26 protein-coding genes are annotated in these 26,046 nt (G+C 68.0%); 14 read left to right on the top strand and 12 right to left on the bottom strand.

Translation table 11 applies throughout. The annotated features are described in order from the left end of the window. Positions 1–7 precede the first annotated feature (7 nt). Positions 8–943, bottom strand: coding sequence for a class I SAM-dependent methyltransferase (locus ABGB19_RS16105; protein WP_347686966.1), 936 nt, complete (start codon positions 941–943; stop codon positions 8–10). Between the two features lie 63 nt (positions 944–1,006). Beyond that, positions 1,007–1,642: a TetR/AcrR family transcriptional regulator gene (locus ABGB19_RS16100; protein WP_347686965.1), complete on the bottom strand. Its 636-nt coding sequence runs from the start codon at positions 1,640–1,642 to the stop codon at positions 1,007–1,009. 146 nt (positions 1,643–1,788) lie between these two features. Between ABGB19_RS16100 and ABGB19_RS16095 the strand changes: the two genes are divergently transcribed. Together ABGB19_RS16095 and ABGB19_RS16090 are read left to right on the top strand one after the other, a co-directional pair. Beyond that, positions 1,789–2,355 carry a TetR/AcrR family transcriptional regulator gene (locus ABGB19_RS16095; RefSeq protein ID WP_347686964.1) on the top strand — a complete coding sequence of 189 codons (567 nt, stop codon included), beginning with the start codon at positions 1,789–1,791 and terminating at the stop codon, positions 2,353–2,355. A gap of 92 nt (positions 2,356–2,447) precedes the next feature. Continuing rightward, positions 2,448–4,607: an FUSC family protein gene (locus tag ABGB19_RS16090; RefSeq protein WP_347686963.1), complete on the top strand. Its 2,160-nt coding sequence runs from the start codon at positions 2,448–2,450 to the stop codon at positions 4,605–4,607. Here the strand turns inward: ABGB19_RS16090 and ABGB19_RS16085 are convergent. Next, positions 4,588–5,550 carry a pirin family protein gene (locus tag ABGB19_RS16085; protein WP_347686962.1) on the bottom strand — a complete coding sequence of 321 codons (963 nt, stop codon included), beginning with the start codon at positions 5,548–5,550 and terminating at the stop codon, positions 4,588–4,590. The two genes, ABGB19_RS16090 and ABGB19_RS16085, sit on opposite strands and share 20 nt — an antisense overlap. Before the next feature lie 89 nt (positions 5,551–5,639). On the opposite strand from ABGB19_RS16085, the gene ABGB19_RS16080 reads away from it, so the two are divergent. Both ABGB19_RS16080 and ABGB19_RS16075 read left to right on the top strand, forming a co-directional pair. Continuing rightward, positions 5,640–5,909, top strand: a complete 270-nt coding sequence (locus ABGB19_RS16080) for a hypothetical protein (RefSeq protein ID WP_347686961.1) — start codon at positions 5,640–5,642, stop codon at positions 5,907–5,909. A 201-nt stretch (positions 5,910–6,110) separates the two neighbouring features. Further along, a complete protein-coding gene (locus ABGB19_RS16075) occupies positions 6,111–6,971 on the top strand; it encodes a glycoside hydrolase family 16 protein (RefSeq protein ID WP_347686960.1) in 861 nt (286 codons plus the stop codon). 36 nt (positions 6,972–7,007) lie between these two features. On the opposite strand, the gene ABGB19_RS16070 is transcribed toward ABGB19_RS16075, so the two are convergent. Next, positions 7,008–7,316, bottom strand: coding sequence for a hypothetical protein (locus ABGB19_RS16070; protein ID WP_347686959.1), 309 nt, complete (start codon positions 7,314–7,316; stop codon positions 7,008–7,010). 7 nt (positions 7,317–7,323) lie between these two features. Then, complete coding sequence (locus tag ABGB19_RS16065) at positions 7,324–7,854, bottom strand: hypothetical protein (protein WP_347686958.1); 531 nt, start codon at positions 7,852–7,854, stop codon at positions 7,324–7,326. 208 nt (positions 7,855–8,062) lie between these two features. On the opposite strand from ABGB19_RS16065, the gene ABGB19_RS16060 reads away from it, so the two are divergent. From ABGB19_RS16060 to ABGB19_RS16040, 5 genes are all read left to right on the top strand, one after another. Continuing rightward, positions 8,063–8,362 carry a hypothetical protein gene (locus tag ABGB19_RS16060; protein WP_347686957.1) on the top strand — a complete coding sequence of 100 codons (300 nt, stop codon included), beginning with the start codon at positions 8,063–8,065 and terminating at the stop codon, positions 8,360–8,362. A gap of 97 nt (positions 8,363–8,459) precedes the next feature. Beyond that, on the top strand, positions 8,460–9,854 hold the full coding sequence (locus tag ABGB19_RS16055; RefSeq protein ID WP_347686956.1) for an acyl-CoA dehydrogenase family protein: 1,395 nt from the start codon (positions 8,460–8,462) through the stop codon (positions 9,852–9,854). A 13-nt stretch (positions 9,855–9,867) separates the two neighbouring features. Continuing rightward, positions 9,868–10,668 carry a DUF427 domain-containing protein gene (locus tag ABGB19_RS16050; protein WP_347686955.1) on the top strand — a complete coding sequence of 267 codons (801 nt, stop codon included), beginning with the start codon at positions 9,868–9,870 and terminating at the stop codon, positions 10,666–10,668. Between the two features lie 671 nt (positions 10,669–11,339). After that, positions 11,340–12,815 (top strand): MinD/ParA family protein, encoded by a 1,476-nt coding sequence (locus ABGB19_RS16045; RefSeq protein WP_347686954.1) that lies wholly within the window; start codon positions 11,340–11,342, stop codon positions 12,813–12,815. A gap of 358 nt (positions 12,816–13,173) precedes the next feature. Further along, positions 13,174–14,109, top strand: coding sequence for a hypothetical protein (locus ABGB19_RS16040; RefSeq protein ID WP_347686953.1), 936 nt, complete (start codon positions 13,174–13,176; stop codon positions 14,107–14,109). Between the two features lie 209 nt (positions 14,110–14,318). Here the strand turns inward: ABGB19_RS16040 and ABGB19_RS16035 are convergent, their stop codons facing one another. Together ABGB19_RS16035 and ABGB19_RS16030 are read right to left on the bottom strand one after the other, a co-directional pair. Further along, a complete protein-coding gene (locus ABGB19_RS16035; protein ID WP_347686952.1) occupies positions 14,319–15,149 on the bottom strand; it encodes a hypothetical protein in 831 nt (276 codons plus the stop codon). A 328-nt stretch (positions 15,150–15,477) separates the two neighbouring features. After that, complete coding sequence (locus ABGB19_RS16030; protein WP_347686951.1) at positions 15,478–17,046, bottom strand: carboxyl transferase domain-containing protein; 1,569 nt, start codon at positions 17,044–17,046, stop codon at positions 15,478–15,480. Between the two features lie 76 nt (positions 17,047–17,122). On the opposite strand from ABGB19_RS16030, the gene ABGB19_RS16025 reads away from it, so the two are divergent. From ABGB19_RS16025 to ABGB19_RS16010, 4 genes are read left to right on the top strand one after another with little or no spacing between them, the layout of a single operon-like run. Next, on the top strand, positions 17,123–17,536 hold the full coding sequence (locus ABGB19_RS16025; protein ID WP_347686950.1) for an EVE domain-containing protein: 414 nt from the start codon (positions 17,123–17,125) through the stop codon (positions 17,534–17,536). A gap of 16 nt (positions 17,537–17,552) precedes the next feature. Beyond that, positions 17,553–18,518: a pirin family protein gene (locus ABGB19_RS16020; RefSeq protein WP_347686949.1), complete on the top strand. Its 966-nt coding sequence runs from the start codon at positions 17,553–17,555 to the stop codon at positions 18,516–18,518. A gap of 7 nt (positions 18,519–18,525) precedes the next feature. Then, positions 18,526–18,858: a GNAT family N-acetyltransferase gene (locus tag ABGB19_RS16015; protein WP_347686948.1), complete on the top strand. Its 333-nt coding sequence runs from the start codon at positions 18,526–18,528 to the stop codon at positions 18,856–18,858. A 27-nt stretch (positions 18,859–18,885) separates the two neighbouring features. Then, a complete protein-coding gene (locus tag ABGB19_RS16010; protein WP_347686947.1) occupies positions 18,886–19,698 on the top strand; it encodes an acyl-CoA thioesterase domain-containing protein in 813 nt (270 codons plus the stop codon). Between the two features lie 55 nt (positions 19,699–19,753). Here the strand turns inward: ABGB19_RS16010 and ABGB19_RS16005 are convergent, their stop codons facing one another. From ABGB19_RS16005 to ABGB19_RS15990, 4 genes are all read right to left on the bottom strand, one after another. Continuing rightward, positions 19,754–20,719 carry a ferritin-like domain-containing protein gene (locus ABGB19_RS16005; RefSeq protein ID WP_347686946.1) on the bottom strand — a complete coding sequence of 322 codons (966 nt, stop codon included), beginning with the start codon at positions 20,717–20,719 and terminating at the stop codon, positions 19,754–19,756. Between the two features lie 141 nt (positions 20,720–20,860). Continuing rightward, complete coding sequence (locus tag ABGB19_RS16000) at positions 20,861–21,340, bottom strand: nitroreductase family deazaflavin-dependent oxidoreductase (protein ID WP_347686945.1); 480 nt, start codon at positions 21,338–21,340, stop codon at positions 20,861–20,863. Next, positions 21,340–21,849 carry a PPOX class F420-dependent oxidoreductase gene (locus tag ABGB19_RS15995; protein ID WP_347686944.1) on the bottom strand — a complete coding sequence of 170 codons (510 nt, stop codon included), beginning with the start codon at positions 21,847–21,849 and terminating at the stop codon, positions 21,340–21,342. The genes ABGB19_RS16000 and ABGB19_RS15995 overlap by 1 nt, the downstream gene beginning before the upstream one ends. A 13-nt stretch (positions 21,850–21,862) precedes the next feature. Further along, positions 21,863–24,142: a molybdopterin-dependent oxidoreductase gene (locus ABGB19_RS15990; protein WP_347686943.1), complete on the bottom strand. Its 2,280-nt coding sequence runs from the start codon at positions 24,140–24,142 to the stop codon at positions 21,863–21,865. A 67-nt stretch (positions 24,143–24,209) separates the two neighbouring features. Between ABGB19_RS15990 and ABGB19_RS15985 the strand changes: the two genes are divergently transcribed. Continuing rightward, positions 24,210–24,812, top strand: a complete 603-nt coding sequence (locus tag ABGB19_RS15985) for a helix-turn-helix domain-containing protein (protein ID WP_347686942.1) — start codon at positions 24,210–24,212, stop codon at positions 24,810–24,812. Here the strand turns inward: ABGB19_RS15985 and ABGB19_RS15980 are convergent. Beyond that, positions 24,793–25,983, bottom strand: a complete 1,191-nt coding sequence (locus tag ABGB19_RS15980) for a hypothetical protein (protein WP_347686941.1) — start codon at positions 25,981–25,983, stop codon at positions 24,793–24,795. The two genes, ABGB19_RS15985 and ABGB19_RS15980, sit on opposite strands and share 20 nt — an antisense overlap. Positions 25,984–26,046: the final 63 nt, after the last annotated feature.

The following is a 26,046-nucleotide window of genomic DNA, read 5'->3' as shown; positions in this document are numbered from 1 at the left end:
CGCGGAGTCAGCCCATGACGGCCGTGACGAACGACGAGAACCCGTCGTCGCCGGCGTACTCGTCGGGCAACACCCATCGCCCCAGCCGGCGCATCTCCTGCCGCGAGGTGACGGTCTGAGCTCGCCACCCGTGGGCATCCAGCCACTGCGCGACGTCGGCGCGGTCGGGGTCGTTGTACATCAGCTCGGCCACGTCGAGGGTGTCCTCCATACCGAACTGCGCGGCGATGCGCTCGAACCGCGCGCGCATCTCGGCGCGACGCTCGTCGGCCCGCACGCCGACGGTCTCGGCGCAGACGCGGCTGCCCGGCGCGGTGAGCGCGGTGATCTGCTCGAACAGCCGGTCCTGGGCCTCGGCGGGCAGGTACATCAGCAGCCCCTCGGCCAGCCACGCCGTCGGGGCGTCGGCGTCGAACCCGGCCTCGCGCAACGCTTTCGGCCAGTCGTGGCGCAGGTCGACGGGCACCGCGATGCGCTGCGCCGACGGCTGCGCACCGTGCTCGGCCAGCCGCGCGGCCTTGTACTCGAGCACCTTGGGCTGGTCGATCTCGTACACCGCCGTGCCCTCGGGCCACTGCAGGCGGTAGGCGCGAGAGTCCAGCCCCGACGCCAGGATGACGACCTGGCGGATACCCGCGGCGACGGCCCCGTCGAAGAACTCGTCGAAGTAGTGCGTGCGCACCGCCTGGTAGTTGCCCATGTGCTCGAAGATCGCTGCGACGTCCGGATCGATCTCGGCGACCTTGGCGCCGAAGTCGCGGTCGAGGATCATGTCCCACACCCCGCCGCCGGCGCCGGCGACCAGCACCTTGGCGAACGGGTCGCGGATCAGCGCGTCGTCTCGTTCGGTCTCACCGGCGCGGGCCGCGGCCACCATCACGGCGGTCGTTCCCACGCTCGTGGCGATGTCCCAGGTGTCATCGTGTGTGCGCAACGAACTCATCGCCACCGATGCTATCGAATAACTTAGCTGTGCGAACTGTGCGGCGGCCAGCCCGCCGGCGGGCTAATCCCGCAACTGCCAGAGCTTGTTGGCCATCAGCAACTCGAAATTGTGCACAACGGCCTTGAGCTCTTCGTGGGTGCCGACGAAACCGGCGTAGAACCCCATCCCCCACATCACCGCCACGAGCATCTCGACCAGGGACGTGACGTCGGTGTCGGTGCTGAGCTCGCCGCGTCTGATCGCGTCGTTGACCGCCCAGCCCACGAACTCCCGCGAGTTCTTCAACGAATCGTGCTCGTCGCCGCCGAGGTCCGGGTGCCGTTGCGATTCCAGCACCGACGTCACGAGAAACGCTGCGGCCGAACGGTCCTCGGACTCGGCCTGCATGGCCGCCGTGAAGTATGCCGACAATCGGCTGAGCAAACTGGTTTCGCTCTGGGCGCGCGCCCTGCCGGCGCTGACGATCGCGGCGTTTGTCTGCTCGACGACCTCCCGCCACAGCACGTGCTTGCTGGCGAAATAGTGGTTGATCGCCGGCCGCGTCAGATCGGCGCGAATGGCGATCGCCTGGAAGGTGGCAGCGTCGTACCCGAGTTCGCTGAAGACCTCGCGAGCGGCTTGCACGATGCGCTCCCGCGTCTCGGCCGCCTTCGCTGCGGGGGGACGGCCCGGACCTCTACTCGCCGTATGCGGCACGGTCAAATTGTGCCACACGTCACTGGACCTGACTGACGCAGGCTCAGCCGGGCCGATCTTGTGATTCGTTTCAGCAAATCGATCAGGGGATTCGGCCGGTGTTTCCCGTAGAGAACGGGCGTCCAGAGCAACTAGTGTGCCGTCCCATGGCGAGCGTCGCATCGCGTGAGGCCTACTTCGAGACGGGGCTCGAAGTACTGGCCGACCGCGGCTACGGCGGCCTGAAACTGGCCGAGGTCTGCAACCGGCTGGGCGTCACGACCGGGTCCTTCTACCACTACTTCCCGAACTGGCCCGCCTACACCAAGGAACTCGTCGCGCACTGGATGCAGGTCCGCACCGTCCGGGTGATCGAGGGGCTGCGGGCCGAACCGGATCCACGCAGGCGCATCGACGCGCTGATCGAGACCGGACTGGAACTTCCGTTCGGGGCCGAGGCGGCGATCCGGGTGTGGAGTTCGGTGGATCCGCATGTGTACGCGGTGCAGTCCGCGGTCGATCAGCAACGCTTCGACATCATGTACGAGTCGGCCTTCGAGATCCTCAAGCACAAACGGCAGGCCCAGCTGTTCGCGGCGTGGGCGGTGTACCTGTTGGTCGGCTACGAGCAGGCCACCCTGCCCCTTGACATCTCGGCACTGCGCTGGATCACCGGACAGCTGACAGACGCCTTGGACTCGGGCCGTTTCGAGTCGGTTCCCAACGGTGGGTAGCGCGGGCAGCGAGCTCGCCGTGATCACGTTGCTCGCGGTCCTCGGCCCGGCGGGCATCGGCGCGCTGGTGCTCGTGATCCTGGCGCACTGAGATGGTCCGGCTGTGGCGCCGCACCATCGACCGGATCCGACGGCGCGACCCCGAACTCGACGCCTTGCGCCGCGCGGCGCGCGCGGCCGTGGTGCTTCCCGTCGCCGCCGCGGTGAGCTTCGCGGTCGCGGGCGACTCCCAGACGCCGCTGTTCACCATCTTCGGTTCCGTCGCGCTGCTGATCCTGGTGGACTTCCCCGGCAACCGGCCCGCCCGCGCGCTCGCCTACGCCGGACTGGCTATCAACGGCGTCGTCCTGATCACCCTCGGCACGCTGGTCTCGCCGCATCCCTGGGTGAGCGTCGCGGTGATGTTCGTCCTCGGAGTGGTGGTGACGTTCTCCGGCGTGCTCAGCGAGATCATCGCGGCGGGCCAGCGCGCCACGCTGCTGACGTTCGTGCTGCCCGCCTGTACGCCGGTCGGTCCCATCCCCGACCGGCTTCTCGGCTGGCTCATCGCGCTGGCGGTGTGCGTGCCCGCCGCGCTCTTCGTCCTGCCGCCGCGCCACCACGACGAACTGCGCGGTGACGCGGCCCGGGTGTGCATCCGGCTGGCCGACGCTCTGGCGGGTACCGCGACGGCCCGCGACGCCACCCGGGCGATGAACCGGTTGTGGGCGACGTTCCTCAATGCCGACTTCCGGCCCGTCGCGCTGACGGCGGGCAGTCGCGCACTGGTGCGCGTCGTCGACGATCTGGGCTGGCTGGCCGACCGGATCACCGACGACACGGGCCGGCTGCTCGGCGACATGAAGGAGCCGTTGATCCGGGTGCTGCGGGATTCCGCTGCGGTGCTGCGGGTGTCGGACCGTTCGGCGCGTGGTCCGCGCAACGCCGATCTCAACGCCGCGCTGACCGAGTTGCGCGCGATCGCGCAGGGTCGCTACCGCGAGGACATCCTCGAGATCCTCGCCTCGCCGGACGACGCCGACGCCGTTGCGGTGGGCCGCAAGCTGTTGGGCTGTCGGACCTTTTCGGCGACCGTCGGTGTCACCGGCCGCATCATCCGCAACGCGGCGGAGGCCGATGCCCGCCCGGTGTGGGCGCGGGTGCTGGGCCGCCGGCTGCCCGAGACCGGCACCGCGGACTGGGTGATGCCGGAGACGACGGCCGTCGCGGCGATCACCCGCGGTTTCCTCGCGACCCGCGCGGTGGTGCTGCGCAACAGCCTTCGCACCGGACTCGGCTTGGCGCTGGCGGTCGCGGTCACCCATCTCTTCCCGCTGCAGCACGGCTTCTGGGTGGTGCTGGGCGCGATGTCGGTGTTGCGCAGCAGCGCGCTGACCACCGGCACGCGGGTGGTCCGTGCCGTCGCAGGCACTGCGCTCGGATTCCTGCTCGGCGTCGTCCTGATCGAGTTGGTGGGCGTGGATCCGATCGTCATGTGGATGCTGCTGCCGGTGGTGGCATTCGGGTCGGCGTTCGTACCGGAGGTGGCCTCGTTCATCGCCGGCCAGGCCGCCTTCACCATGATGGTGCTGATCATCTTCAACCTCATTGCGCCCACGGGATGGAGCGTCGGGTTGATCCGCGTCGAAGACGTCGCGGTCGGCGCACTCGTGGGCACCATGGTGTCGGTGCTGTTGTGGCCGCGGGGGGCGAGATCCCGGGTCTCCGAGGCGATCGACGACGCATTCGCGGTCGGCGCGACGTTCCTGCGGGCCGCGGTGCTGCGCGTCACCCGCGGCGCCTCCGAGGACGCGACCGACCGGGTCATCGCCCTCAGTCACGACGCTTTGGAAGCGTCTCGCACCGTGGATGATTCTGTGCGGCAATATCTTTCGGAGAGCAGCGGGCCGACCGACGTCCGGGCGCCGGTGGTCCGATCGGCCAACCGTGCGGTCCGGTTGCGCGCCGCCGCGGAGCTGATCGCCGACGTCGTGCCTCCACCACTCGGGGTCTATCCGCAGACCCGGGCCGTGGTCGAGGCACACGCCGACGTCGTGTGCGATCAGGTGACCGGCAGCGGCTCCGGCTCGCCACTGCCGATCAGCGACGACTTCGTGCGCGCGCTGCGCAGCGAGGCGGTTGACGGCGACCTGGCCGTGCCTGCAGCGCTGCCGCTGGTGACCGTCGCCGCCCATCTCGGCGAGCTGGAGCTGCTGTACCCGAAGGCCGACGCGACCAAGCCCCCCAATGCCGCTAGGAACGGTGCGGCATGAGCGCGTTGGGTGGGACGGTGCCGAACTTGCCGGCCTGATAGTCCTCGAGCGCACCGATCAGCTCGGTCTTGCTGTTCATCACGAACGGCCCGTACTGGAACACCGGCTCGCGGATGGGCCGCCCGCCGAGCAGCAGCACCTCGAGCGCGGGCCGGTTACCGTCCTGATGCGCCCGCGCGCCGACGGCGATCCGGTCGCCGGTTCCGAGCACCGCGAGCTGACCCTGATGGATGGGGCGCCCGCCGACGGTCCCCCGACCGGACAGCACGTACACCAGCGCATTGAAGTCCCGGTTCCATGGGGTCTCCAGCCGGGCGCCGGGCTGAATAGTCGCGTGCGCCAAGGTGATCGGGGTGTGCGTGGCACCCGGGCCCTCGTGACCGTCGATGGTGCCGGCGATGACGCGCAGCAGCGCTCCGCCATCGGCGGAGGACAACAGCCTCACCTGCTCGCCCTCGATGGCCTGGTATCGCGGCGCGGCGAACTTGTCCTTGCGGGGCAGGTTCACCCACAACTGGATGCCGTGGAACACGCCGCCGCTCTCCACGAGTTCGGCGGGCGGGGTCTCGATGTGCAGAATCCCCGAGCCGGCCGTCATCCACTGCGTGGCGCCGTCGGTGATGAGGCCGCCGCCGCCGTGGGAGTCCTGGTGGGCGAACCGGCCGTCGATCATGTAGGTGACGGTCTCGAACCCGCGGTGCGGATGCCAGTCGGTGCCCCTCGGCTCACCCGGCCCGTATTCGACCTCGCCCATCTGGTCCATGTGGACGAAGGGGTCGAGTTCGGCTGCGGGCACCCCAGCGAAGGCGCGCACGACGGGGAACCCCTCGCCTTCGAAGCCGCGGGGCCCGGTGGTGATGGACCGGACGGGCCGCTCGACGTCGGTCGGCGCGGGGCCGCAGATCCGGGGCAGCACCAGCGTGTCGGCGGTGATGGCAGGCATGTCCGAATCAACCGGACTGTGGTCCGATTCATTCCCGCGCGCGTTTTCGGTGAGTGCGCGATGTCGGGGGTGCGCGCTAGCCTTCGTACATGCGTTCGAATCAAGTGGTAGAAGTGCTCACCGCCGTGAAGGATACGTATAAGGAAGTGGCCGCGCTGCGGCTGGAGAAGTTGTCGCGCACGGACCTGTACGCGCTGCTCGAAAGGCTCGACAAGCTGGACCGGCAGCGGGCCGCGCTCGACCGTCGGCTGGTCGGCCGGCTGCTGGCCGAGGGCGGTCCGCAGGCAAAGGACGTGGCCAGGCGCCTGCGGATCTCGCCCGGTGAAGTCCAGCGACGGCTCAGCGAGGCGGCCGGCTAGCCATGAGCGAGGGCGGCGTGACGGATTGAGAGGCCGAGTTCGCGGCGTACGCCGCACTGGAGACGATGGCCGAGCTTCTCCGTATGGACACTTGGCGCCATAGGCGCAGGAGTGCGCTCAGCACTCGTATACGTCACTGTTCTCAGGGCACCGCTCCAGCGAGTTGCGCCGGCGCCGACGTTCCGGCTTTCATGTCTAACTGTGCATGAGATGGATCGTCGCCGCATGATGCTGATGACTGGGATCGGCGCGCTGGCAGCCGCAGCCGCGATCCCCGTCCCTGAGGCCGGGGCTTACCCGTCGCGACGGGATGCCCCGGCGGATCGGGTGCCACCGCCCGCGGCGCCGCCCGGTGACGCGGGTAAGGAAGCCTACCTTTTCCACGACGACTTCGATGGCCCGGCCGGCTCGGCCCCCGATCGGTCGAAGTGGTCGGTGTCGCGCGCCCGGGAGTCGATGCAGGACCCGACGTTTTGGGAGTTACCGGAAAATGTCGGGCAGTATCGCGACGATCGCCGAAATGTGTTCCTCGACGGCAAGTCCAATCTCGTCATCCGCGCCGCAAAAGACGGCGCTACCTACTACAGCGGCAAGGTTTATAGCCCGTTTGAAGGCGGCATCGGCACCACCTGGGAAGCCCGGATCAAACTCAACTGCCTCACCGCGGGTTGCTGGCCCGCCTTCTGGCTGTCCAGCGATGCTCAGGGCGAAGTTGACATCCTCGAGTGGTACGGCAACGGCACCTGGGCTTCGGGAACCACGGTCCACACAAGAGCGAACGGAGGCCAATGGGCAACCCACAAGCTCACGTTCGACAGCGCGTGGCATACGTGGCGAGTGCAATGGGATGACGCCGGTATGCGTTTCTGGAAGGACTACGTCGACGGGGCGCAGCCATACTTCAATGTTCCGGCGCATTCCATCGCGGATTGGCCGTTCAACGACCCGGGCTATCGGCTGTTTCCAATCTTGAATCTTGCGGTTGCCGGCTCGGGTGGCGGCGATCCCCGGCCGGGTACCTATCCGGCGGAGATGCTCGTCGACTGGATACGCGTCTGGTAGGCACGGCTACCTGGGGATCACGAGGGACCGTAGGCGTCAGTCCGACGTGCGTTTGAGCGTCCACGCCGGGATCCAGTGGGTCACGGCCCTGCGCCGGGCGCCGTAGGCGATCTCGTAGGTGACCAAACCCCACCAATAGCCCTGCTCGCAGATGCCCCAGCAGGTCAGCCGGCCCTCGACGACCGCGTGCATCTGCAGGCCGGCCGGGTTGTAGCCGCCGGTGGAGTGAGGCTCGCGGGGGAAGACCGCGGCCAGGTCGACGAGCACGGTGACCGGCGGGTCGACCCGACGGAAGGCCTGCTGCACGGGTTGGCCGTTGTACCCGATCCCCTTCAGCTCGCCCACTGTTCGATCATACGTTCGAATATGGGAGCACGAATGCGAATGGCCGGGGGTATCCCAGGCCGCCCACCCGGGAGTGCCGGACGCTGTCGAGGCCGACGACCCGGACGTCACCCGACGACGGCTCGTAGCACTCGAAACCGGCATCGACGTCGGCGACGATCAGCACCCAATGCCGCGGGAGGAACCGGCCGAGCAGCATCGCGACGGGCCAGCCGCCACCGACTGCACGCCGCACATCCGCGAGCCGGTCCCGGCGCCCGCGGAACAGCCGCCACCGATAGCGCACCCCGAGCCGCTCGCCGTGTGCGGTGAGCGCCCGCCTCATCCCCCACGGTGTCGTGCCCAGCCGTCGCGGCCACACCACGTTGATCTCCGCGTGCAGGCGCGCCTGTTCGGCGGCGAACCACGCCGGCCCGGACCGCGGCTCGGTCAACGCCGCACCCTGACGCGGGTCGAGCAGCGCGCCGGCGACCACCGCGACCGTCGGACCACACGTCACCCCGTCGCGCTGTCGCAGCCTCAGCCCGGCGAGCTTCACCGTTCCGAGTCTGCCCGCGGTGGGCCAATCCGGCGGCCCGAACATGGGCAATCGGCTGTCCCGCAGGCAGATTCCTGCCAACCGGCAATCAATTTCTGCCACCGGAATTAAACCCTTTACCGCACGGTTTACAAGATCAGCTGCAGCTACGAACCGCGACACAAGCCACGGCTCGGATACGAGACGCAAGAAAGAAGAAGGCTCCACCATGAAGAAGTTCGGGATCGCCACCGTCGCCGCTAGCGCCATGGCCGCCGCCGTGGTCGGGCTGGCCGCACCGGTTCAGGCCGCACCGTCCGGACCGGGTAATGCCCAGCAGACCATCAACCAGCTCCAATCGCAGGGCTACACCGTGATCGTCAACCGGATCGGCAACGCCCCGCTGCATCAGGCGACCGTCGTTGCGGTACGCCCCGGTCAGACCTACACCCAGACCGACAGCTTGGGCGTCGGTGACAACCTCACCACCCGGGTCATCAACAAGACCGTCTACGTCGACGTGAAGTAACCCCGGGTGAGGCGAGCCCCCGATGCCCGGCATCGGGGGCTCGCGCATTTCAGCGAACAAGTGTTTCGACCTGACCGTGCGCGGCTACTGAACACACGTGGCCTTCGACATCACGCCCACCGCCGCGCAGCACGACCTGGCACAGCGAACGCACGAATTCGCCGAGCAGTGCATCCGGCCGGTGGCCCTCGAGTACGACCAGCGCCAGGAGTTCCCGTGGCCGGTGTTGGAGGAAGCGGCTGCCCGGGGTTTCTACAGTCCGCTGTTCTACCGCGACCTCATCGGCGACCCGACCGGACTGTCGCTGCCGATGTTCATGGAGGAGCTGTTCTGGGGCTGCGCGGGGATCGGCCTCGCCATCGTGATGCCGGCGCTGGCGCTGTCCGCGATCGGTCAGGCCGCCTCACCCGAGCAGATGCTCGAATGGGCGCCCGAATGCTTCGGCACACCAGGTGATCTCAAGCTCGCCGCGCTGGCGATCTCCGAGCCCGAGGGCGGCAGCGACGTGCGCAACCTGCGCACCCGCGCGCACCGCGACGGCACGGGTAACGACGCGGACTGGATCATCGACGGCCACAAGATGTGGATCGGCAACGGCGGCATCGCCAACGTGCACGTCGTCAACGCCGTCGTCGACGAGGAACTCGGCCACAAAGGTCAGGCGCTGTTCATCGTGCCCGGCGGCACACCGGGCCTGGAGATGGTTCGCAAACTCGACAAGCTCGGCTGCCGCGCGTCGCACACCGCGGAACTCAAGCTCGACAACGTCCGCGTCCCGGCGGCGAACCTGCTCGGCGGGCAGGAGAAGCTCGACCACAAACTCGCCAAGGCCCGCGAGGCCGTCGAGGGCGGCAAGCACTCCGGCTCGGCGACGCTGGGCACGTTCGAGCAGACCCGCCCGATGGTCGCCGCGCAGGCCCTCGGAATCGCCAGGGCGGCAGTGGAATACGCCACCGAGTACGCCAACCGCCGGGAAGCCTTCGGCGCCCCGATCATCGACAACCAGGGCATCGCGTTCCCGCTCGCCGATCTGGCCACCGCGCTCGACGGTGCGCGGCTGCTCACCTGGCGTGCCTCGTGGATGGCCGCCAGCGGCGTGCCCTTCGAACGCGGCGAGGGATCGATGTCGAAGCTGGCCGCCAGCGAGGTCGCGGTGCGCGCCACCGAGCGGGCGATCCAGACCATGGGCGGCTGGGGCTACATCACGGACCACCCCGTCGAGAAGTGGTACCGCGACGCCAAGCTGTACACCATCTTCGAGGGCACCAGCGAGATCCAGCGCGTCGTGATCTCGAACGCGCTCGGCGCGGCGGACGGCAAGCCGCCGTTGCACTTCGACCTGGAACCGACCGGCGGCCCGATCAACCGCATGTTCGGTCGCGGCACCCCGTTGCGCGGGCGCGCCGCCGATGCCGCGCTTTCGGCCAAGGATCGCGTCCCCGCGCCGATAATGCGGTTGGCGATGAACGTGCTGCGCCCGCCCCGCAAGTGAAAGAAGGGCCGCAATGGCCGTCAGGATGATGAACCTGTTCAGCGGGAATCTCGATGAGCTGCGGTTCGAGCCCACCGCCAAACGCATTCGGGTCTGCCTGTCCGGGGACGCGGTCGCCGACACGCAGGATGCGCTGCTGGTCTGGGAGCCGCGCCGCATCGTGCCCGCCTATGCGGTGCCGATCGCCGCGATCTCGGGCCATCTGATGCCGGCGGGCGCGGAGTCCGGTGACGACGACGCCGACGACCGCCCGGTGCTGGATCCGAGCGTGCCGTTCGGCGCCCATACCTGCGGGGGCACCGAGTTCGACGTGATCGCCGGCGAGGACACCGCGGCCGCGGCGGCGTTTCGGCCCGACGACCCGGACCTCGCCGACTACGTCGTGCTGGACTTCGACGGGTTCGAATGGCGCGAGGAGGACGAACCGATCGTCAGCCACCCGCGCGATCCGTTCAAGCGGATCGACGTCTTGTCCAGCAGCCGCCTGGTTCGCATCGAGGTCGACGGCACCCTGCTCGCCGAATCCTCGCGGCCCAAGCTGCTGTTCGAGACGATGCTGCCGGTGCGGTTCTACCTGCCCTACGACGACGTCAAGGTCCGGTTAGAGCACAGCGACACCGCCAGCTACTGCGCCTACAAGGGCCGCGCGTCGTACTTCTCGGTGCCCGACGGGCCCAGCGACGTGGCGTGGACCTACCACGACCCGCTGCACGACGCGGAGTTGGTGCGCGACCGGATCTGCTTCTTCGACGAGCGGGTCGACGTCACCGTCGACGGCGTGCGGCGGGAGCGTCCCGTCACGCCGTGGAGCTAGAACCGCAGATTGCGCAGTAGGTCGTACACGGCGATCCACAACACCATCGGGATCACCACAGCCATCCGCAGGTCATTCAGCTAGACGAGTCGAGAGCGACGAGTCGCAGCGCTGAAGCAGCTACTTTTTTTCCGTAATGTTCGCGCTCGATTCAGGCAATCCTTTGCCGCTTGATCGACCGTGAGTTCAGCTAATGGCCGATGATGATTAGCGACCAGTGTTCCGGACAATCGACGGCGGCGCCGTTCGTCAATGCGCTGCGCCGAGATACACAATCAAGCACGTTGAGGAAGCATGCAGGCTTTTCGACCAGTGATTTCCCGAATCGGTCCTCGTACCTAAACCCGGATCGGATGGCTTTATACAGCGGCGCAGTTAGGGTCGTCCGTTGGAGTTGCCGCTGCAGTACGCCGCATCCCCTGGGCACAACGGCGGCGAAGGCCAATCCGCTAGCAAACTAGCGGATTGGCGATGTCGCCCAGAGTATGCAAAATATGAAGAGCCACGGGATCTAGGCCTCGTAGGGCAAACGAGACCCCAAACATTGATCGCTACCTATGGTGGCCGCTCACGTTCGCTACGTACTGCTCAAGGATGTCCACCACGGAGGCGTATGGCCTCGTGATTGATACTGCATAGGAACCAGGTCGCACATCAACCGGAGGAGAACTTTGACAGACCGCGATGACGAGTTCCGGAATGACCCTGGTTGGATGGCTTCCGACGAGCTAAGCGACGTCGAAGCTGTGTCCCAGTCGGAGCCGATAGCTTCGTCTAGCCAACCGGTGCCATCGCGACCGCCTAACGACCTGACCTCCTCTGACTCGGCGCGACCCGACGAGGAGGGTCCCGAACTCTGGCCGTCGCGCGTGCTTGAACCAGAACCTCCACTAGCTTCTCGGGATGCGCGGCAGGATTTCCGCCAACCTCCTCCGCGGTACGGTCCCCCACCCGGGACGCCCCGCGACACCGGTCCGCTGCCTCCCAGCAACTGGGGCCCGCCGCCGAGCAAGCAGCCACCCCGGCCACAGCACGATCCGGGCCAACCTCCTCCATCGCGCCCAGCCCCATCACCGGCCCACCCCCCACAACCGATTCATTCACCGCAGCAGGGTTCGGCGGCGCCGCCAAGCACTCGGCCCAGTGGTGGGGGCGGCACGGAGGTCCGGCCGGTGCAGCCGCCGAGCGGTTCCTACGCCGAGCGCATCCGGGCCGACGAACTTGTCCCTGTCCGCAAGAGACGCCCGAGCCGGGGCTGGAGACGGGCGCTGTATCGCGCCACGTTCGGACTGGTCAACCTGGGCCCAGGTCCGGACGAGCTTCGCCAGGCAGAGCTGGAAACCAAGATCAAATCAATGCTGCGGGGCCACTACAAGGTTGGCGTCATGGGCAAGGGTGGGGTCGGCAAGACGACGGTGTCCGCGAGCATCGGCTCGGTGTTTGCCGAACTCCGCCAGGACGACCGGGTGGTGGCCATCGATGCCGACACCGCGTTCGGCAAGCTCGGCAGCCGCGTGGACCCCCGAGCGCAGGGCTCGTACTGGGAGTTGGCCTCCGATCAACACCTGGAGACCTTCGCCGACATCCGCAGCCGGGTGGGCAATAACGCCGCCGGATTGTTCGTGCTCGCCGGGGAGGCGACACCGGCCCGGCGCCGCGTGCTCGATCCCGCGATCTACCGGGAAGCCACGTCACGGCTCGACCGCTACTTCACGATCTCGATCATCGACTGCAGTTCGACGATGGACTCGCCGGTCACCCAGGAGGTATTGCGGGACCTCGACGCGCTGATCGTGGTGTCGTCGCCGTGGGTCGACGGCGCCGCCGTAGCCGGTCAGACGTTGGACTGGTTGGCCGCCCGCGGCTTGACGAGTCTGTTGCAGCGCACGGTCATCGTCCTCAACGACTCCGACGGCCACGCCGACAAGCGGACGCGTACCATTCTGGCGCAACAATTTTCGAGCCAAGGCCAGAAGGTGGTCGAGGTGCCGTACGACGGGCACCTCCGACCGGGCGGTGTCATCGACGGGATCAACGACCTGTCCCCGGCGACCAGACGCCGATTCCTCGAAATCGCTGCCTTACTAGCCGAATACTTCCCGCAAACTGACGACCGAAGTAGGCCCCGACATCAGCCCTCGCGTTGACGAAGCGGTGAAGCCGGCGCATCGATGGACATTGGCCGGTGGGAGCTGTTGACGCAAGGACCCCTTAGCCGAGCAACATAGACGCCCTCTCCCAACCCCACCCGCGGAGACAACTACCCGCCTCGCCGGCTTAGCGTGGCGCAGGTTGTGGACTCTAGGGGCTTTCCGCATCGAAGCCGGGATGCCGTTGCAGGCCAGCAAGGTGTCTCTAAGCGCGTCGCGCCTGGCGGCGGCGGTTGCCAGCATCGGCGCCGGAGGGAATGGGACAGCCGCGGTCACTCGACTAGTTTGCCCTAACTCAGGTCTGGCGGCCGTCGGTGCGGATTAACATCACGAGCATGGGGGCGGGTAACGAGCGATGACAGAGTCTTGGCAGTCGCCAACTGATGCAACATCTCCGATTGCGAACTGGCCTTCGGATGACGTCGCGCCGAAGCAGTGGTATCGCAGAGGAATTGTTATCGGCTTCGTCGCGGCTCTCGCGCTCGCTCTCCTCGGCGTCGCCGGATACTTCGGCATCAACCACTACCTGAAGTCGCGCCCGTTTACCCTCGAGGGCGCGCTGGCTGTCTACAGCGACGTCGGGCTGACGGGCGGTCCTGGCTGCCGCGGCACCGGTGGCTACAGCGACATCGGACCCGGTACCGCCGTGACCGTCTCAGACGAGGACGGGACTCTTCTCGCGAAGGGGGCGCTAGGCGCTGGTTACGGTGAACAGGGCTGGTGTTCATGGTCTTTTCGCGTCACCGATGTTCCGGGCGGGAAGAAGTTCTACAAGGTTGAGGCATCGCATCGCGGCGAGGTCAACTTCACCGAGTCGGAAGCGCGCGAGGGGGTGCAACTTCAGCTTGGTGACGCTTCCGAGGCTGAGAACCGGTCATCGCCTCCGGCGGCGCCGCCTGCACCGCAGAGCCCAGCACCGCCGCCGCCGACCGCATCGCCTGCTCCGCCGCGTGTGACGGCGCTGCAACCGAATGGCGGCTACGTGTACATCATCACCAAGTCAGGTAAGACGCGGTGCCAGATCACCACCATCGAGGTTGACTGCCAAGCGCCCTTCACCAACACGCCGTTCGTGGAAGATATGCGCGCGAATGGCATTCGTTTCATGTCTGATGGCAGCTACGACTGGGTGGTCGGCGATCTCGGCGACATTCCGGTCGTCACACTCGACTACGGCACCTACCGGGCCCTTTCATGGACGGTCGAGGCCAGCAGCGTCGGCACGCGGTTCACGCATGGCGGTACTGGTCACAGCTTGTTCGTCAGCATTGACCGAGTCGAGTGGTCATGATTATGGCCGATGGCGGGACCGCACCGAGAAGCGCCCGACAGACCCCGCCGAACCGAGTGAGGCCGGCCGCGCTTGACGGAATCTTCCACGTCATGACCCGTCTCAACAGTCTTGGACGGCCCGCCTAGTTATTGCCCCCATTCCTCCCCAGTGGGACGGGTCGCGGGTGGCCACCGTGAGCCACGGGTGGCTCAATCGGAAACCAACGGCTAGGCGTACAACCCCCTGTAGGCTTGGCCGAAGTCAGTCTCTCCCGGCTTGCCTTCCATGGGGATCGGGTCGAGACCATGCGCCGCCCGGTCGCGGTTCGCGACGATCATGCCGTATGTGAGCACTACTGACAGGTAGCGACTTGTCGTACCGTCTTTCACGTCGAAAGTCACCAAGTCGCCAAGCTGGAACTCGAGCTGAGGAGCCTTGGCGATGAAGTTGGCGTCCGCATAGCCTGCGTTGTGCGCCCACACATTGCGAATCGCGTATGCCGTGTTGAAGTCGTCCGCGATCACCTGAGGCACAGGGCCGTCACGGTGAATCACTGCCAGCATTGCTTCAAATCGTTCGCAGAGCGACAACTCCTTATCGACTGTGTTCTCGATACGACGCCACTGCTTGTCGAGGGTCTCGTCGGCATCGGTCAACACGTGCTTCTGTGCGACAGCGGTGGCGTCGTACCGTGTCCCGTCCAGTATCGACGGATCGCGGCGGATGATCCCCTTTGACATGTCTTCGATGCACGCCTCGATAGCGCTACATGCTCCGATCACGAGGATCGAACTACGCACTGCTTGATCGTATTTGGGGTCAAGCATCCGTATATACTTCTCGTGCGACTGGAGTCGCTCAATCTGCTCTTGCGTTCTGCCGAGCTTGCGCCAGAGTTCGGGGTTATCGAGCACTGACTTCCCCATCACCCCGATTACTCCCGTAAGAAGCCCGCCCAATTCGCTACCGGCCCATGACAGCGCAATGCTCATGGAGTACTTGAGGAACGCATCAATGGCGCGTCCCTGATCCGTGGCGTGCCAGTCTTCGTCAGTCATCGTGCCCTCAGCCAGAATCCCCTCCAGATGTGACGTAGAAACGCTGCACACCCTGGTGGCAGCGCGACATTCCAGCGTAAACCCAGGGGCTGCGTAGATGCGAAGGGTTATCTGGCGGCCGCAGCGGCCCGTTCGTCAAGTAGACGGTCAACAGGTTCGATGGACGGCACCACTGCATGCTCCGCCGCCACCCGCCGCAAGGCTGCGAGTAGGCGGAGTTTCGCGTCGATTGAAGCAATGTCAGCGATATCCAAGTTCGTCATGCGTCACCCGAGCGACCACTCGCCGAGAGGCGCAGGCGGCACCGTCCCCCGAGTATCCGCCGCGGCTACCAGGTGTCGACGAACCGTCGACCCACACCGCGAGGTGCGTGCGCGGTGGCCGCGGCCAATGTGTTGATGATGATGTCCCGGGTGTCCGCCGGATCGATGACGTCGTCGATCTCGAAGAGCTGGGCAGCGTTGAGCGCCTTGGCATTCTCCTGCGCGGCAGCCGTCGCCTGGCGGACCCGCTCCTCGCGTTCGTCGGCGTCGGGGATGGCGTCGAGTTCCTTGCGCATCCCCAGCCGGACCGCGCCTTCCAGCCCCATCGGGCCGAGATGCGCGCCGGGCCACGCGACGGTGAGCACCGGCTCGTGCAGGCTGCCGCCGGTCATCGCCTGCGCACCGAGCCCGTAGCCGCGCCGCAGCACGACCGCGACGAGCGGCACCTCCAGAGCGGCGCCGGCGACCAGCATCCGCGAGCCGCGCCGCACCAGCGCCTCGGCCTCGGCGGCCGGGCCCACCATGTACCCCGGGCAGTCCACGAGCGAGACCACCGGAAGCCCGAACGCATCGCACAACTGCAGGAAGCGAGCCGCCTTGTCGGCCGCCGCGGCCGTGATCGCGCCGGCCATCACCATCGTGTTGTTCGCGATGACGCCCACTGCACGACCGCCGACGCGCGCCAGCGCGGTGACCATTTCCGCCGCGAACCTCGGGCGCAGGAACGTCACCGAGCCCTCGTCGGCGAGCGTCTCGATGATCGGGGCGACCTGGTAGGCGCGCCGGGCACGTTCGGGAACGATCGTGCGCAACCGCTTCTGGTCGACCGCCGGCGCGGGCGCTGTCGAGCCCTGGAAGTAGGCCAGCATCTTCTTCGTCACCGCGACGGCTTCCGCCTCGTCGGCGACGACCACGTCGACCACGCCGTTGGGCGCCTGCACCGCGACGGGGCCGACCTCGTCGGGCGGCACGTCGCCGAGCCCACCGCCGGCGATCATCGCGGGCCCGCCCATTCCGATCGACGTGTCCTCGGTCGCCACGATCAGATCGGAGCAGCCCGCGATCACCGCGTTGCCCGCAAAGCAGCGGCCCTTGACCACCGCAATGCGGGGCACCACGCCCGACAGCGCCGCCCACAGCTTGAAGGCTCGGGCGTCGAGCGCGGACACCACCGGGATGTCGGTGTCGCCGGGCCGGCCGCCGCCGCCCTCGGCGAAGAACACCGTCGGCAGCCGCATCCGTTCGATCAGCTCGAACAACCGATCCTTCTTGCGGTGACCGAGCGCGCCCTGGGTGCCCGCGAGCACCGTGTAGTCGTAGGACAGCACGGCGCAGGCGCTGCGCTCGTCACCGAAGAGGTCGCCGTTGATGCGCGCCGTGCCGGCGATCAGCCCGTCGGCCGGTGTCCGGGCGATCAGATCGGCGAGGTCGCGGCGGTGCCGCTGCGCGGCGATGGCGAACCGGCCGTACTCGACGAAAGAGCCCGCGTCGACGAGGTCTGCGATGTTCTCCCGCGCCGTCCTGGCATTCGCGCCGTGCCTGCGCTGCACGGCGTCCGGGCGGGCGGTGTCCTCGGTGAGCGCGCGGCGGCGCAGCAGTTCGGCGTGATCGTCGCGGACCGGCTCGTCACTCACGACGTCCGATGCTAGTTATCCACAGCCCCGGCGCAGCGGATGCCCGACTGTCGGCCCGCGCGCTTAGCGTGCGGTCATGACCAACTGGATGAACACTGTGAGCCGCGAGCACGTCGCACTCGGGGTGCGCGGCCGCTTCACGCAGGCGAACCACGGCAAGCCGAACATGCTGCGCAAGATGGCGCGCGGCGACTGGATCGTCTTCTACTCACCGAGGACGGTCCACCCCGACGGCCCACCGCTGCAGGCGTTCACGGCCATCGGGCAGATCGCCGACGACGAGCCGTACCAGGTCGACGTGTCGCCGGAGTTCCAGCCGTGGCGGCGCAACGTCGACTTCCTCGAGTGCACCGAGACGCCGATCCGCCCGCTGATCGATCGGCTGGACTTCATCGAGGACAAGTCACGCTGGGGCTACAAGTTCCGCTTCGGCGTGTTCAGGATCGACGACCACGACCTGGAGGTGATCCGCTTGGCGATGACGGGCTGAGGCCTACTGTGGTCTGGTGAGCAACACCGAAGCGGCGCCCGACGAAGTCGCCTGCGCGGCAACCCCGTTCGCTGGTGTCCTACACCCCCGCGACGTGCCGTTGGGTGGGCCGCGCGCCATCCGGGTGCGACGGACGCTGCCCCAGCGGGCGCGTTCTCTGATCGGGGCGTGGTGCTTCGCCGACCACTACGGCCCACACGACGTTCGTTCCGGCCCCGGGATGGATGTGCCACCACATCCGCACACCGGGTTGCAGACGGTCAGCTGGCTGTTCGACGGGGAGGTTGAGCATCGCGACAGCGCGGGGGTGCACGCCATGGTGCGGCCCGGCGAACTGAACCTGATGACCGCCGGAGCGGGCATCTGCCACTCCGAGGTGTCGACTCCGGCGACGACGGTGCTGCACGGTGTGCAGTTGTGGGTGGCCCTCCCGGACGCCGCTCGCGACACTGCGCGCGATTTCGTGCACTTCGCGCCGCCGCCGCGGCCCGTCGAAGGCGCGACGGTGCGCGTGTTCCTCGGTGAGCTGGCCGGAGTGCGCTCACCGGTGCACACGTTCACGCCGCTGTTGGGCGCTCAGGTCGACCTTGCGCCACGCGCCCACCTGGTCTTCGACGTCGACCCGGCGTACGAACACGGGGTGCTGCTCGATGACGGTGACGTCGCGATGGGCGGTACCACGCTCGGTGTAGCCGATCTGGCTTTCCAGTCAGCCGGCCACCACGAGTTGGTGGTCGAGAGCCGCGGGGAGGTACCCGCCCGCGTGCTCGTGCTCGGCGGGGAGCCGTTCGGTGAAGAGCTGGTGATGTGGTGGAACTTCGTCGGCCGCAGCCACACCGACATCGCCGGGTACCGACAGCAGTGGCAGGACGGCGACGACCGCTTCGGTGCGGTGCGGGGCTACCGCGGTGCGATCTCCCGCCTGCCCGCCCCTCGCCTGCCGAACACGACGTTGCGTCCCCGGTCCAACCGCGGGGTATAGAGAAGCCATGACCCCCGACAAGACCGGCGCCCCGACCGAGGTCGCCGCCGAGGCCGACCGCTACACCATCACCGTCGAAGGAAAGAGGGTCGGTCTCACCGAGTTCGCCGACCGCGACGGGCAGCGGATCTTCATCCATACCGAGGTCGACGGGGATTTCGAGGGCCGCGGGCTGGCGACCATCCTCATCGGCGAGGCATTGCAGCAGACCCGCGACGCCGGACTGCGCATCGTGCCCGTCTGCGAGATGGTGGCGGGCTATGTCGAGCGGCATGACGAGTTCGCCGACGCCGTCGACCCGGTGTCCACCGACGTCAAACGCTGGCTGGCGAATCGTTAGATGAGCTAGGCCGCTATCGTCGGCGCGGTGACTTCACCGCGGACGGCCTTCTTCACCCCCGACGGCGACTCATTCGTGCCCGAGCCGATCGCGCGGGGTCCGTGGGGTCAGACGATCAGCGGCAACTACGCCGGCGGCCTGCTCGGCCACGTGCTCGAACGCGATGGCGGCGATCCGGACTTCCAACCCTCCCGCCTCACCGTCGACCTGTTCCGCCCCGCCGCGCTGGCCCCGGTGCGCGTCGAGACGACCGTCGCCCGCACGGGCAGGCGCCTCAAACTCATCGACGCGGTGATGACGCAGGGGGACACGGTCGTCGCCAGGGCCACGGCCCTTTTCCTGCGCCGCGGCGACCATCCGGCCGACGAGATCTGGACCTCGCCGGTCACCATGCCGCCGGTGCCGCCGACGCCTGACCCGATCCCCCGCGGCCTAACCACCCTGGTGTGGACCTACGGGAAGGACGACCACACCCCCGGACCGGGTTTCGGGCTGGCCGCCTGGCAGCACTCGGGGCCCAAACACATCTGGGTGCGCGACATCCGGCCGCTGGTCGCCGGCGTCGAGCTCACGCCGTTCACCCGCGCCGCGATGGCCGGCGACATGGTCAGCTCGTTGACCCACTACGGTCCGAGCGGCCTGCAGTACATCAACGCGGACTACACGTTGACGCTCGCCCGCCTGCCCGACGGTCCGTATCTCGGGCTGACCGCGTTGACCCACTACAGCCACGGCGGGGTGGCCACCGGCGTCGCCACCATGGTCGACCAGCACGGCCCCATCGGCAGCGGCGTCGCCAACGCGTTGGCCAACCCCGGCTTCAACCCGCCACATCCCTAGCAGCACAAGCGAACACCCCGCGGCCGAAGCCGCGGGGTGTTGCCGGTAGATCGGGCTAGCTGAGGCCGACGACCTCCTGCGCGATGTCGGCCAGGCGGGTCTGCGCCGCCGACACCAGCCGCTGCCGGTTCTTGTGCATCTCCTCGTAGGCGATGATCGTGCGGATGTCGCTCGGATCGTCGAGCTCCTTGACCGCGGCCACCGCCTCGGTCTGGTTCAACTCGTCGTAACCCGCGATCGGCAGCTCGTCGGCGTCGACGACGCCACCCTCGGCGCGGGCCCTGTGCAGCGCGTCGGCCGCGTTTTCGGCACCCTCGCGCCGGACCACATCCTCGGCCCGCTTCAGCGCACCATCACGCGAGGCGCTGAGCGCCTTGAGCGTGATCTCGCTGGCGCGCTGGGCACGCTGGCGCAGATCCTCGACGGCCGGCCCGGCGGAGCGCAGCAGCTCGGCGATGCGCTCGACCGACTGCGCCGACCACTGTCCCGGCAGGTACGCCAGCTTCACCGCGGTACCCGCGGCGGCCTGCAGCGGGGTGCGCTGCAGCGCGGCCGGTCCGCCGAGCGCATCCTCGGCCAGCACGGTGGTCAGCCAGTTCACCGTCGCCGAGTGCGCGGTGATCAGGCGATCGGCGAGGTCCTGCACGTCGGGCTTCTTGGCCGCGACCGCGAGGGCCTTGATGTAGCGGGCGCGGTCCAGCAGCTGATCCTCCAGCGCCAGATCACCCAGCAGCGCCTCGTCGAACGGCTGGGCCTGCTCGGTCAGAGCCTTCACCGCGGCGGCGGCGCGGCCGAGGAACGGCCCGATCGTGTCGGGGTATCCGCCAAGGTCGCGGATCGCCTTCTGAATCGCCTCGGAACGGATCCGCCCGTTCTCCGCGTTCTCGGTCAGCTCCCGGCGCACCGCATCGGTCCTGGCCTGCGCGACCCGGGTCTCGGCGACCTGGATCTCGGTGTGGGTCAGGTCGAGAATCGTGCGCAGTTGCGCGAGCAGCGTGGTTTCGGTCTGTGTCGTCGTCATACGTCATTGCCCCCTAAGGCATTTCTGGGTTTTGGGTCGGCGCTTGAGGCGCACCTGTCTACTGGGCTACCCGGCCCTTGGGGGGAGTCGAACGCGTCAGGACTGTGACATGAATCTCATCGGCAATCACGTCGGGGATGATTAGCGCGGCTTGAGGACCACCACCGGGATATCGCGGTCGGCCCAGGCCTGGTAGGTGTCGAAATCGGCATAGGCCTCGACCAGCTTCGGCCACAGCCGGGCCTTCTCCTCGGGTGACGCCGTGACAGCTCGCACCGCGCGCCGGTCCGCCCCGATCTCGATGTGGGCGTCGGGGTTGGCGACCAGGTTGCGGTACCACTGCGGATCGGTGTCCCGACCGCCTTGGGACGCCACGACGATCACGTCTTCACCGTCATGGATGAACACCAGCGGCGAGACCAGCGTGCGGCCCGACTTGCGCCCGGTGTGTTCGAGCAGCAGCGTCGGCACCGGCTTCTTGAACCCGGCGCCCACCCGCCAGTTCGCGCCGATCTTGCCACCCGAGCGCCGGTACACCCAGACGTGCGCCTTGCCGGCGTACTTCATGATCTTCGAAATCACCGGCGAGTTCAGTTGCTTCGGCTTGTTGGCCGGGTCCATCACGCCTCCTTCGACAGGTACTGCGCCGTGCTGCCGCCCACCGGCATGGCGGGCATGCCGAGCTTGCGGTGGTCCCAGCTGCGCGTCCTGGTCGGCACCACCCGCACGCAGATACGGTTGTTCATCATCTGGTCGACGAACGGGCGCATGTCGTCGGAGTACGGTCCGGTGTAGCGCTCCCACACGCTGATGCCCACGCGCAGAACGGTTCCCGGGTCGTCGACGATCTCGGCGCGGCCGTCGATCGAGACACCGCGCAAGGTGTCGTAGGTGTCGCCGTCCTCGATCATCACCGTCACCGTCGGATCGCGGCGCAGGTTCACGGCCTTCTGCGACTTGCCCTTCGTCTCGAACCAGATCTCGCCGTCGAGCACGGCGTACCACATCGCAACCAGGTGCGGCCTGCCGTCCGGCAGCACGGTCGCCATCGTCGCGGTGCGACTGCGCTCGATGAATTCGGCGATCTCGTCGTCGGACATGACGATCTTTGCGCGTTCGTTCTTGCCCACGGATCGAATACTGTCAGGTCGCCGACGCGGTCACCGTCACCGGGATACCGTTCAGCGCCCCGTTGCCGGACGGCTCGTCGATGAACATCGGGGGCGACAGGATGTTGGTGTTCACGCCTGGCGTCTCGTTGGCGACGGCCATCCGCGTTCCCGGTTGCCCGTGGCCCCACCCGTGCGGCATGGACACCACGCCGGGCTTGATCGCGTCGGTCACCTCGACTGGCACCTCGATGCGGCCGCCCTCCGACGTCACCGTGACGAGGTCGCCCGTCGCGACGCCGCGCTTGACCGCGTCGTCGGTGTGCATCAGCAGGGTGCATCTGTTGCTCATGCTCCTCGCGTGCGCAAGGTCCGCGCCCTTCATCAACGGCGCGACGTTGTGCAGCCACGAGTTGTTGGACCGCAGATGGCGCCGGCTGACCAGCACCAACTCCTCGGGCGCGCGGTCGAGCCTGCCGGCCAGCCGCGGCAGGTCGTCCAACAGGTACTGCGGCGCGAGCCGGATCTTCTTGTCGGCGGTGCCCAGCACGTCCGGCACCCGCGGCACCATCGGCCCGAAGTTGATGCCGTTCGGCTGCGCCTTGAGCTTCTCCAGCGTCAGGCCGTCGGGGTTCTCGCCGTAGCGGTCGCCGAACGGGCCCGTGCGCAGGGTGAGGTCGAGGATCCGCTCGGGTCCACCATGTGCGTATTGCTTCCGCAACTCCGCGCCGTCGAGGCCCTGGGTGAACGCCAGGTAGTCGAAGAAGCCGTCGTCGATGGCGGCGACGTCGACGTCCTCGGCGGGTGTGCCGGTGCACAGGCCGGTCAGCCGGATCAGGATCTCCCACTCCTGCGGCCGGTCACGGTCCTCGGGTTCGAACACCGGCGCCGAGTAATTGGCGATGCTGTTGATCGCGAAGTTGAGAATCAGGTCGTCGTGGTGCGGCTGTTCGAGCGGCGACGGCGCGGGCAGGATCACGTCCGCGTGCCGGGTGGTCTCGTTGATCCACAGGTCGACGGCGATCATCGCGTCCAGCATCGGCAGCGCCTCGTCGAGCTTGTGGCCCGCCGGCGTCGACAGCACCGGGTTGCCCGCGACGGTGATCAGCGCCTTGATCTGGCCCTCCCCCGGCGTCGCGATCTCCTCGGCAAGACACGACACCGGCACCTGGCCGAGCACCTCCTTGGCGCCGCGCACGCGAGTGCGGAACCGGCCGAAGTCCGGAGCGCCGTCCTCCAGACCGGGGATCGGCTGGACCGTCATCGACCAGGCCGCCGCGCGCGGGAACATCGACCCGCCCGGGGTGTCGAAGTGGCCGGTGAGGATGTTGACGACGTCGACGAGCCAGCTCGCCAGGCTGCCGAACTCCTGGTTGCACAACCCGATTCGGCCGTAGACGACGGCGCGCCCGGTGCCGGCCAGCTCTCGGGCCAACGCCCGGATCCGTTCGGCGTCGATACCGGTCACCCCGGCGACCCGCTCCGGTGACCAGTCGGCGGCCGCCTCGCGCATCCGGTCAAGCCCCTCGACGTGCGGCGCCGGCTCGCCCAGCGACACCAGGTCCTCGGCGAACAACGTATGCGTGACCGCGAGCAGCAGCGCCGCGTCGGTCCCGGGGGTGATCGGCAGCCATTCGTCGGCCCTGGCCGCGGTGGCGGTGCACACGGGGTCGACGACGATCACCCTGCCGCGCTTGCGAATTGCGTCGATGATGCCCATCACGTCCGGGGCGGCCAGCAGGGATCCCTGCGATGCGGCGGGATTGGCGCCCATCACCACGAGCAGGTCGGTGCGTTCGATGTCGGGCACCGGGAAGGTCCACCATCCGCCGTACATCAGATGCGACGAGAGGTTCTTCGGCCACTGGTCCACGGTGCCGGGCGAATACGACAGCGGAATACCGGACATGCCCAGCAGCACACCGGTGTAGCGGCCGAGCGAGAACGAGTGCGCCAGTGGGTTTCCGGTGTAGCAGGTGACCGCTCCGATGCCGTGCTTCTCGATCACCGGTGCCAGCAGTTCGGTGCAGCGCCGGAAGGCGGCGTCCCAGCTGACCTCCTGCCACTGCCCGTCGACCTTGACCATCGGTCGCCGGATCCGGTCGGGATCCTCGTGTACCGCGCCGAGCGTGGCGCCCTTCGGGCAGATGTGGCCGTGGCTCCAGGTGTCGTCGCGGTTGCCGCGGATGCGGGCCACCCGTCCCCTATCGACCTGAATCTCCAAGCCGCACATGGCCTCGCACAGCGGGCAGGTGTACAGGTGGCGACCGTCCTGCCCGGGTGCGGCGAGCGGAGTGCTGAGTTCGGCGGTCATCGCGGCCTCCACGTTCTTCCACTTGTTGTGACAGACTGTAACGACAAATCGGCGAGGGGGCGGGCGAATGGCCGACACCACGACGGCGCGGCACCGGCGCCAGGGTTCGCGGCGCGACCCGTCGATCGATGCCGATGTGCTGGCCGCGACGCGGCGGCTGCTGACCCAGCGGGGCTATGCCGCCACCACCATCGACCTGATCGCGACAACCGCCGGAGTCAGCAGGCCCGCGGTCTACCGCCGCTGGAGTTCGAAGGCGCACCTGGTGCACGAGGCACTGTTTCCCGACCTGGGACCCGAGTCGCCGTGCGACGACTTCGCCGCCGAGATCCGGCGGCTGTGCCGGGGTGCGCTCGCGATGTACGGCGACGCGGCGGTCCGCGAGTCGATTCCCGGTCTGCTCAACGACTTACGCTCGGATCGTCGGATGCGGCGGGTGCTCTCCGACCGGCTGGAGGCCACCGCGCGCAGCCAACTCGGCGAGCGGGTCGGCGACGCGGTCGCCGCGGGCGTCGCGCGCAAGGGCATCAACGCCGACACGATCCTGGACGTGATCGCGGGCGGCGCGTGGTATGCGGTATGTGTCCGACGGGTCCGCGACATCGACGCGGCCGCAACGGATCTCAGCGAGCTGGTGCTGCGCGGCGTGCTTACTGGCTCATCAGCATGATGTATTGCGCGGCGGTCATCTGCTGCGCGGCCAGCAGGGTCGGCGCGCTCACCTCCAGCGCGTAGCGGTCGGCGGTGGCCAGGCAGTAGAACGCGCCGTCGGTCAACTGCAGGCAGCGGCTGCCAGGCATGTTCGGCACCGCGGTGGCGGGCTTGGCGGTCGGCGACACCTCCGCGTAGAAGCCCTCCGCGACGCCCTTGGCGCCGTCGGCGTCGCGTGTCTCGTAGACGTTCGTGTCCGCCATCGCGACGAGGTCGACGCCGGTGTCGTCGAACAGCTTGGCCGACCGGTTCGCGTCGGACTGGAAGTGCAGTGCGCCGCGCTTCTCGTAGGTCGCGTTCTTGGCGAACGACGGATCTCGGCGCTCCAGGGGAATGGTGCGCGCGAGCAGACCCGACGGATCCAGGCTGATGTCGGCGAACTCGCTGGGGTCGGTGGCGCGGAACTTGTCGATCTCGGGCACCTGCAGGTCGAGGCTCTTGGCCACGAGTTGCGCGGCCTGGTCCATCCCGTCGGCCGACTGGGCCAACTGCATCAGGACGTACGGGCCGTGGGCGGTGAACGACCGCACCGCGTTCCACCGTCCGGCGCTGCGGTCGGCCGTGGTGTAGCTGTTCGCCTGCGCCTCGGGATGCCCGGGGATCTCCTGCTTGCGCGCCGGCCCGTCGGCGCCCTGCTGCCGCATCGCGGTCTCGCCCATGTCGGTGGCGGCCGCCGACGCCGCGCCCTCGTCGCTGAACCGCAACACCGCGTTGAGCAGGATCCGGCGGTTCTCCTCCGTACGAGCGGAAGCGAACGCGTTGACCATGCTGTGCCTGCCCGCAGCCGCGGCCAGGTCCATCGGCCCGATCAGCGCCAGCGTCTCGGCCGCCGGCATCACGACGGCGCCGAAGGCGAAGTATCCCGTCAGCACCGGGTCGACCTCCCACGGGCCGATGACGTGGTTGGCCATCCGCTGGGCCTCGACAATCGCGCCGACCAAGGGATCACCGGTCACGCCGAGCGGCTCCCTGGGCTTCGTCGGGTACCGACCGGGATCGAGCGAGTCGAAGTTCAGCGCGGGGCCCGTCGGGCCTCCGGTCGACTTGACCGCCGTCCCCTGCACCGTGGAACCGCACGCCGCGCACACCAGCGCGACAGCCAACAGGAGCACAAGATATGCATGACGCATCTCGAGAAAACTACCGTGCCGACAATCCATTCGGCTCAGGCGTGCCGACGACAGGCACTTTGT

Source organism: Mycobacterium sp. B14F4 (assembly GCF_039871645.1).
Classification (GTDB): Bacteria; Actinomycetota; Actinomycetes; order Mycobacteriales; family Mycobacteriaceae; genus Mycobacterium.
This window is presented reverse-complemented; position numbering and strand designations above follow the sequence as displayed.

Coding starts and splice junctions, on each gene's coding strand:
- ABGB19_RS16060 (WP_347686957.1), top strand. CDS start 8,063: ATGAAGAAGTTCGGGATCGCCACCGTCGCCGCTAGCGCCATGGCCGCC.
- ABGB19_RS16085 (WP_347686962.1), bottom strand. CDS start 5,550: ATGCCTGCCATCACCGCCGACACGCTGGTGCTGCCCCGGATCTGCGGC.
- ABGB19_RS16025 (WP_347686950.1), top strand. CDS start 17,123: ATGACCAACTGGATGAACACTGTGAGCCGCGAGCACGTCGCACTCGGG.
- ABGB19_RS16050 (WP_347686955.1), top strand. CDS start 9,868: ATGGCCGTCAGGATGATGAACCTGTTCAGCGGGAATCTCGATGAGCTG.
- ABGB19_RS16095 (WP_347686964.1), top strand. CDS start 1,789: ATGGCGAGCGTCGCATCGCGTGAGGCCTACTTCGAGACGGGGCTCGAA.
- ABGB19_RS16080 (WP_347686961.1), top strand. CDS start 5,640: ATGCGTTCGAATCAAGTGGTAGAAGTGCTCACCGCCGTGAAGGATACG.
- ABGB19_RS16015 (WP_347686948.1), top strand. CDS start 18,526: ATGACCCCCGACAAGACCGGCGCCCCGACCGAGGTCGCCGCCGAGGCC.
- ABGB19_RS16005 (WP_347686946.1), bottom strand. CDS start 20,719: ATGACGACGACACAGACCGAAACCACGCTGCTCGCGCAACTGCGCACG.
- ABGB19_RS16000 (WP_347686945.1), bottom strand. CDS start 21,340: ATGGACCCGGCCAACAAGCCGAAGCAACTGAACTCGCCGGTGATTTCG.
- ABGB19_RS16105 (WP_347686966.1), bottom strand. CDS start 943: ATGAGTTCGTTGCGCACACACGATGACACCTGGGACATCGCCACGAGC.
- ABGB19_RS16035 (WP_347686952.1), bottom strand. CDS start 15,149: ATGACTGACGAAGACTGGCACGCCACGGATCAGGGACGCGCCATTGAT.
- ABGB19_RS15985 (WP_347686942.1), top strand. CDS start 24,210: ATGGCCGACACCACGACGGCGCGGCACCGGCGCCAGGGTTCGCGGCGC.
- ABGB19_RS15990 (WP_347686943.1), bottom strand. CDS start 24,142: ATGACCGCCGAACTCAGCACTCCGCTCGCCGCACCCGGGCAGGACGGT.
- ABGB19_RS15980 (WP_347686941.1), bottom strand. CDS start 25,983: ATGCGTCATGCATATCTTGTGCTCCTGTTGGCTGTCGCGCTGGTGTGC.
- ABGB19_RS16040 (WP_347686953.1), top strand. CDS start 13,174: ATGACAGAGTCTTGGCAGTCGCCAACTGATGCAACATCTCCGATTGCG.
- ABGB19_RS16090 (WP_347686963.1), top strand. CDS start 2,448: ATGGTCCGGCTGTGGCGCCGCACCATCGACCGGATCCGACGGCGCGAC.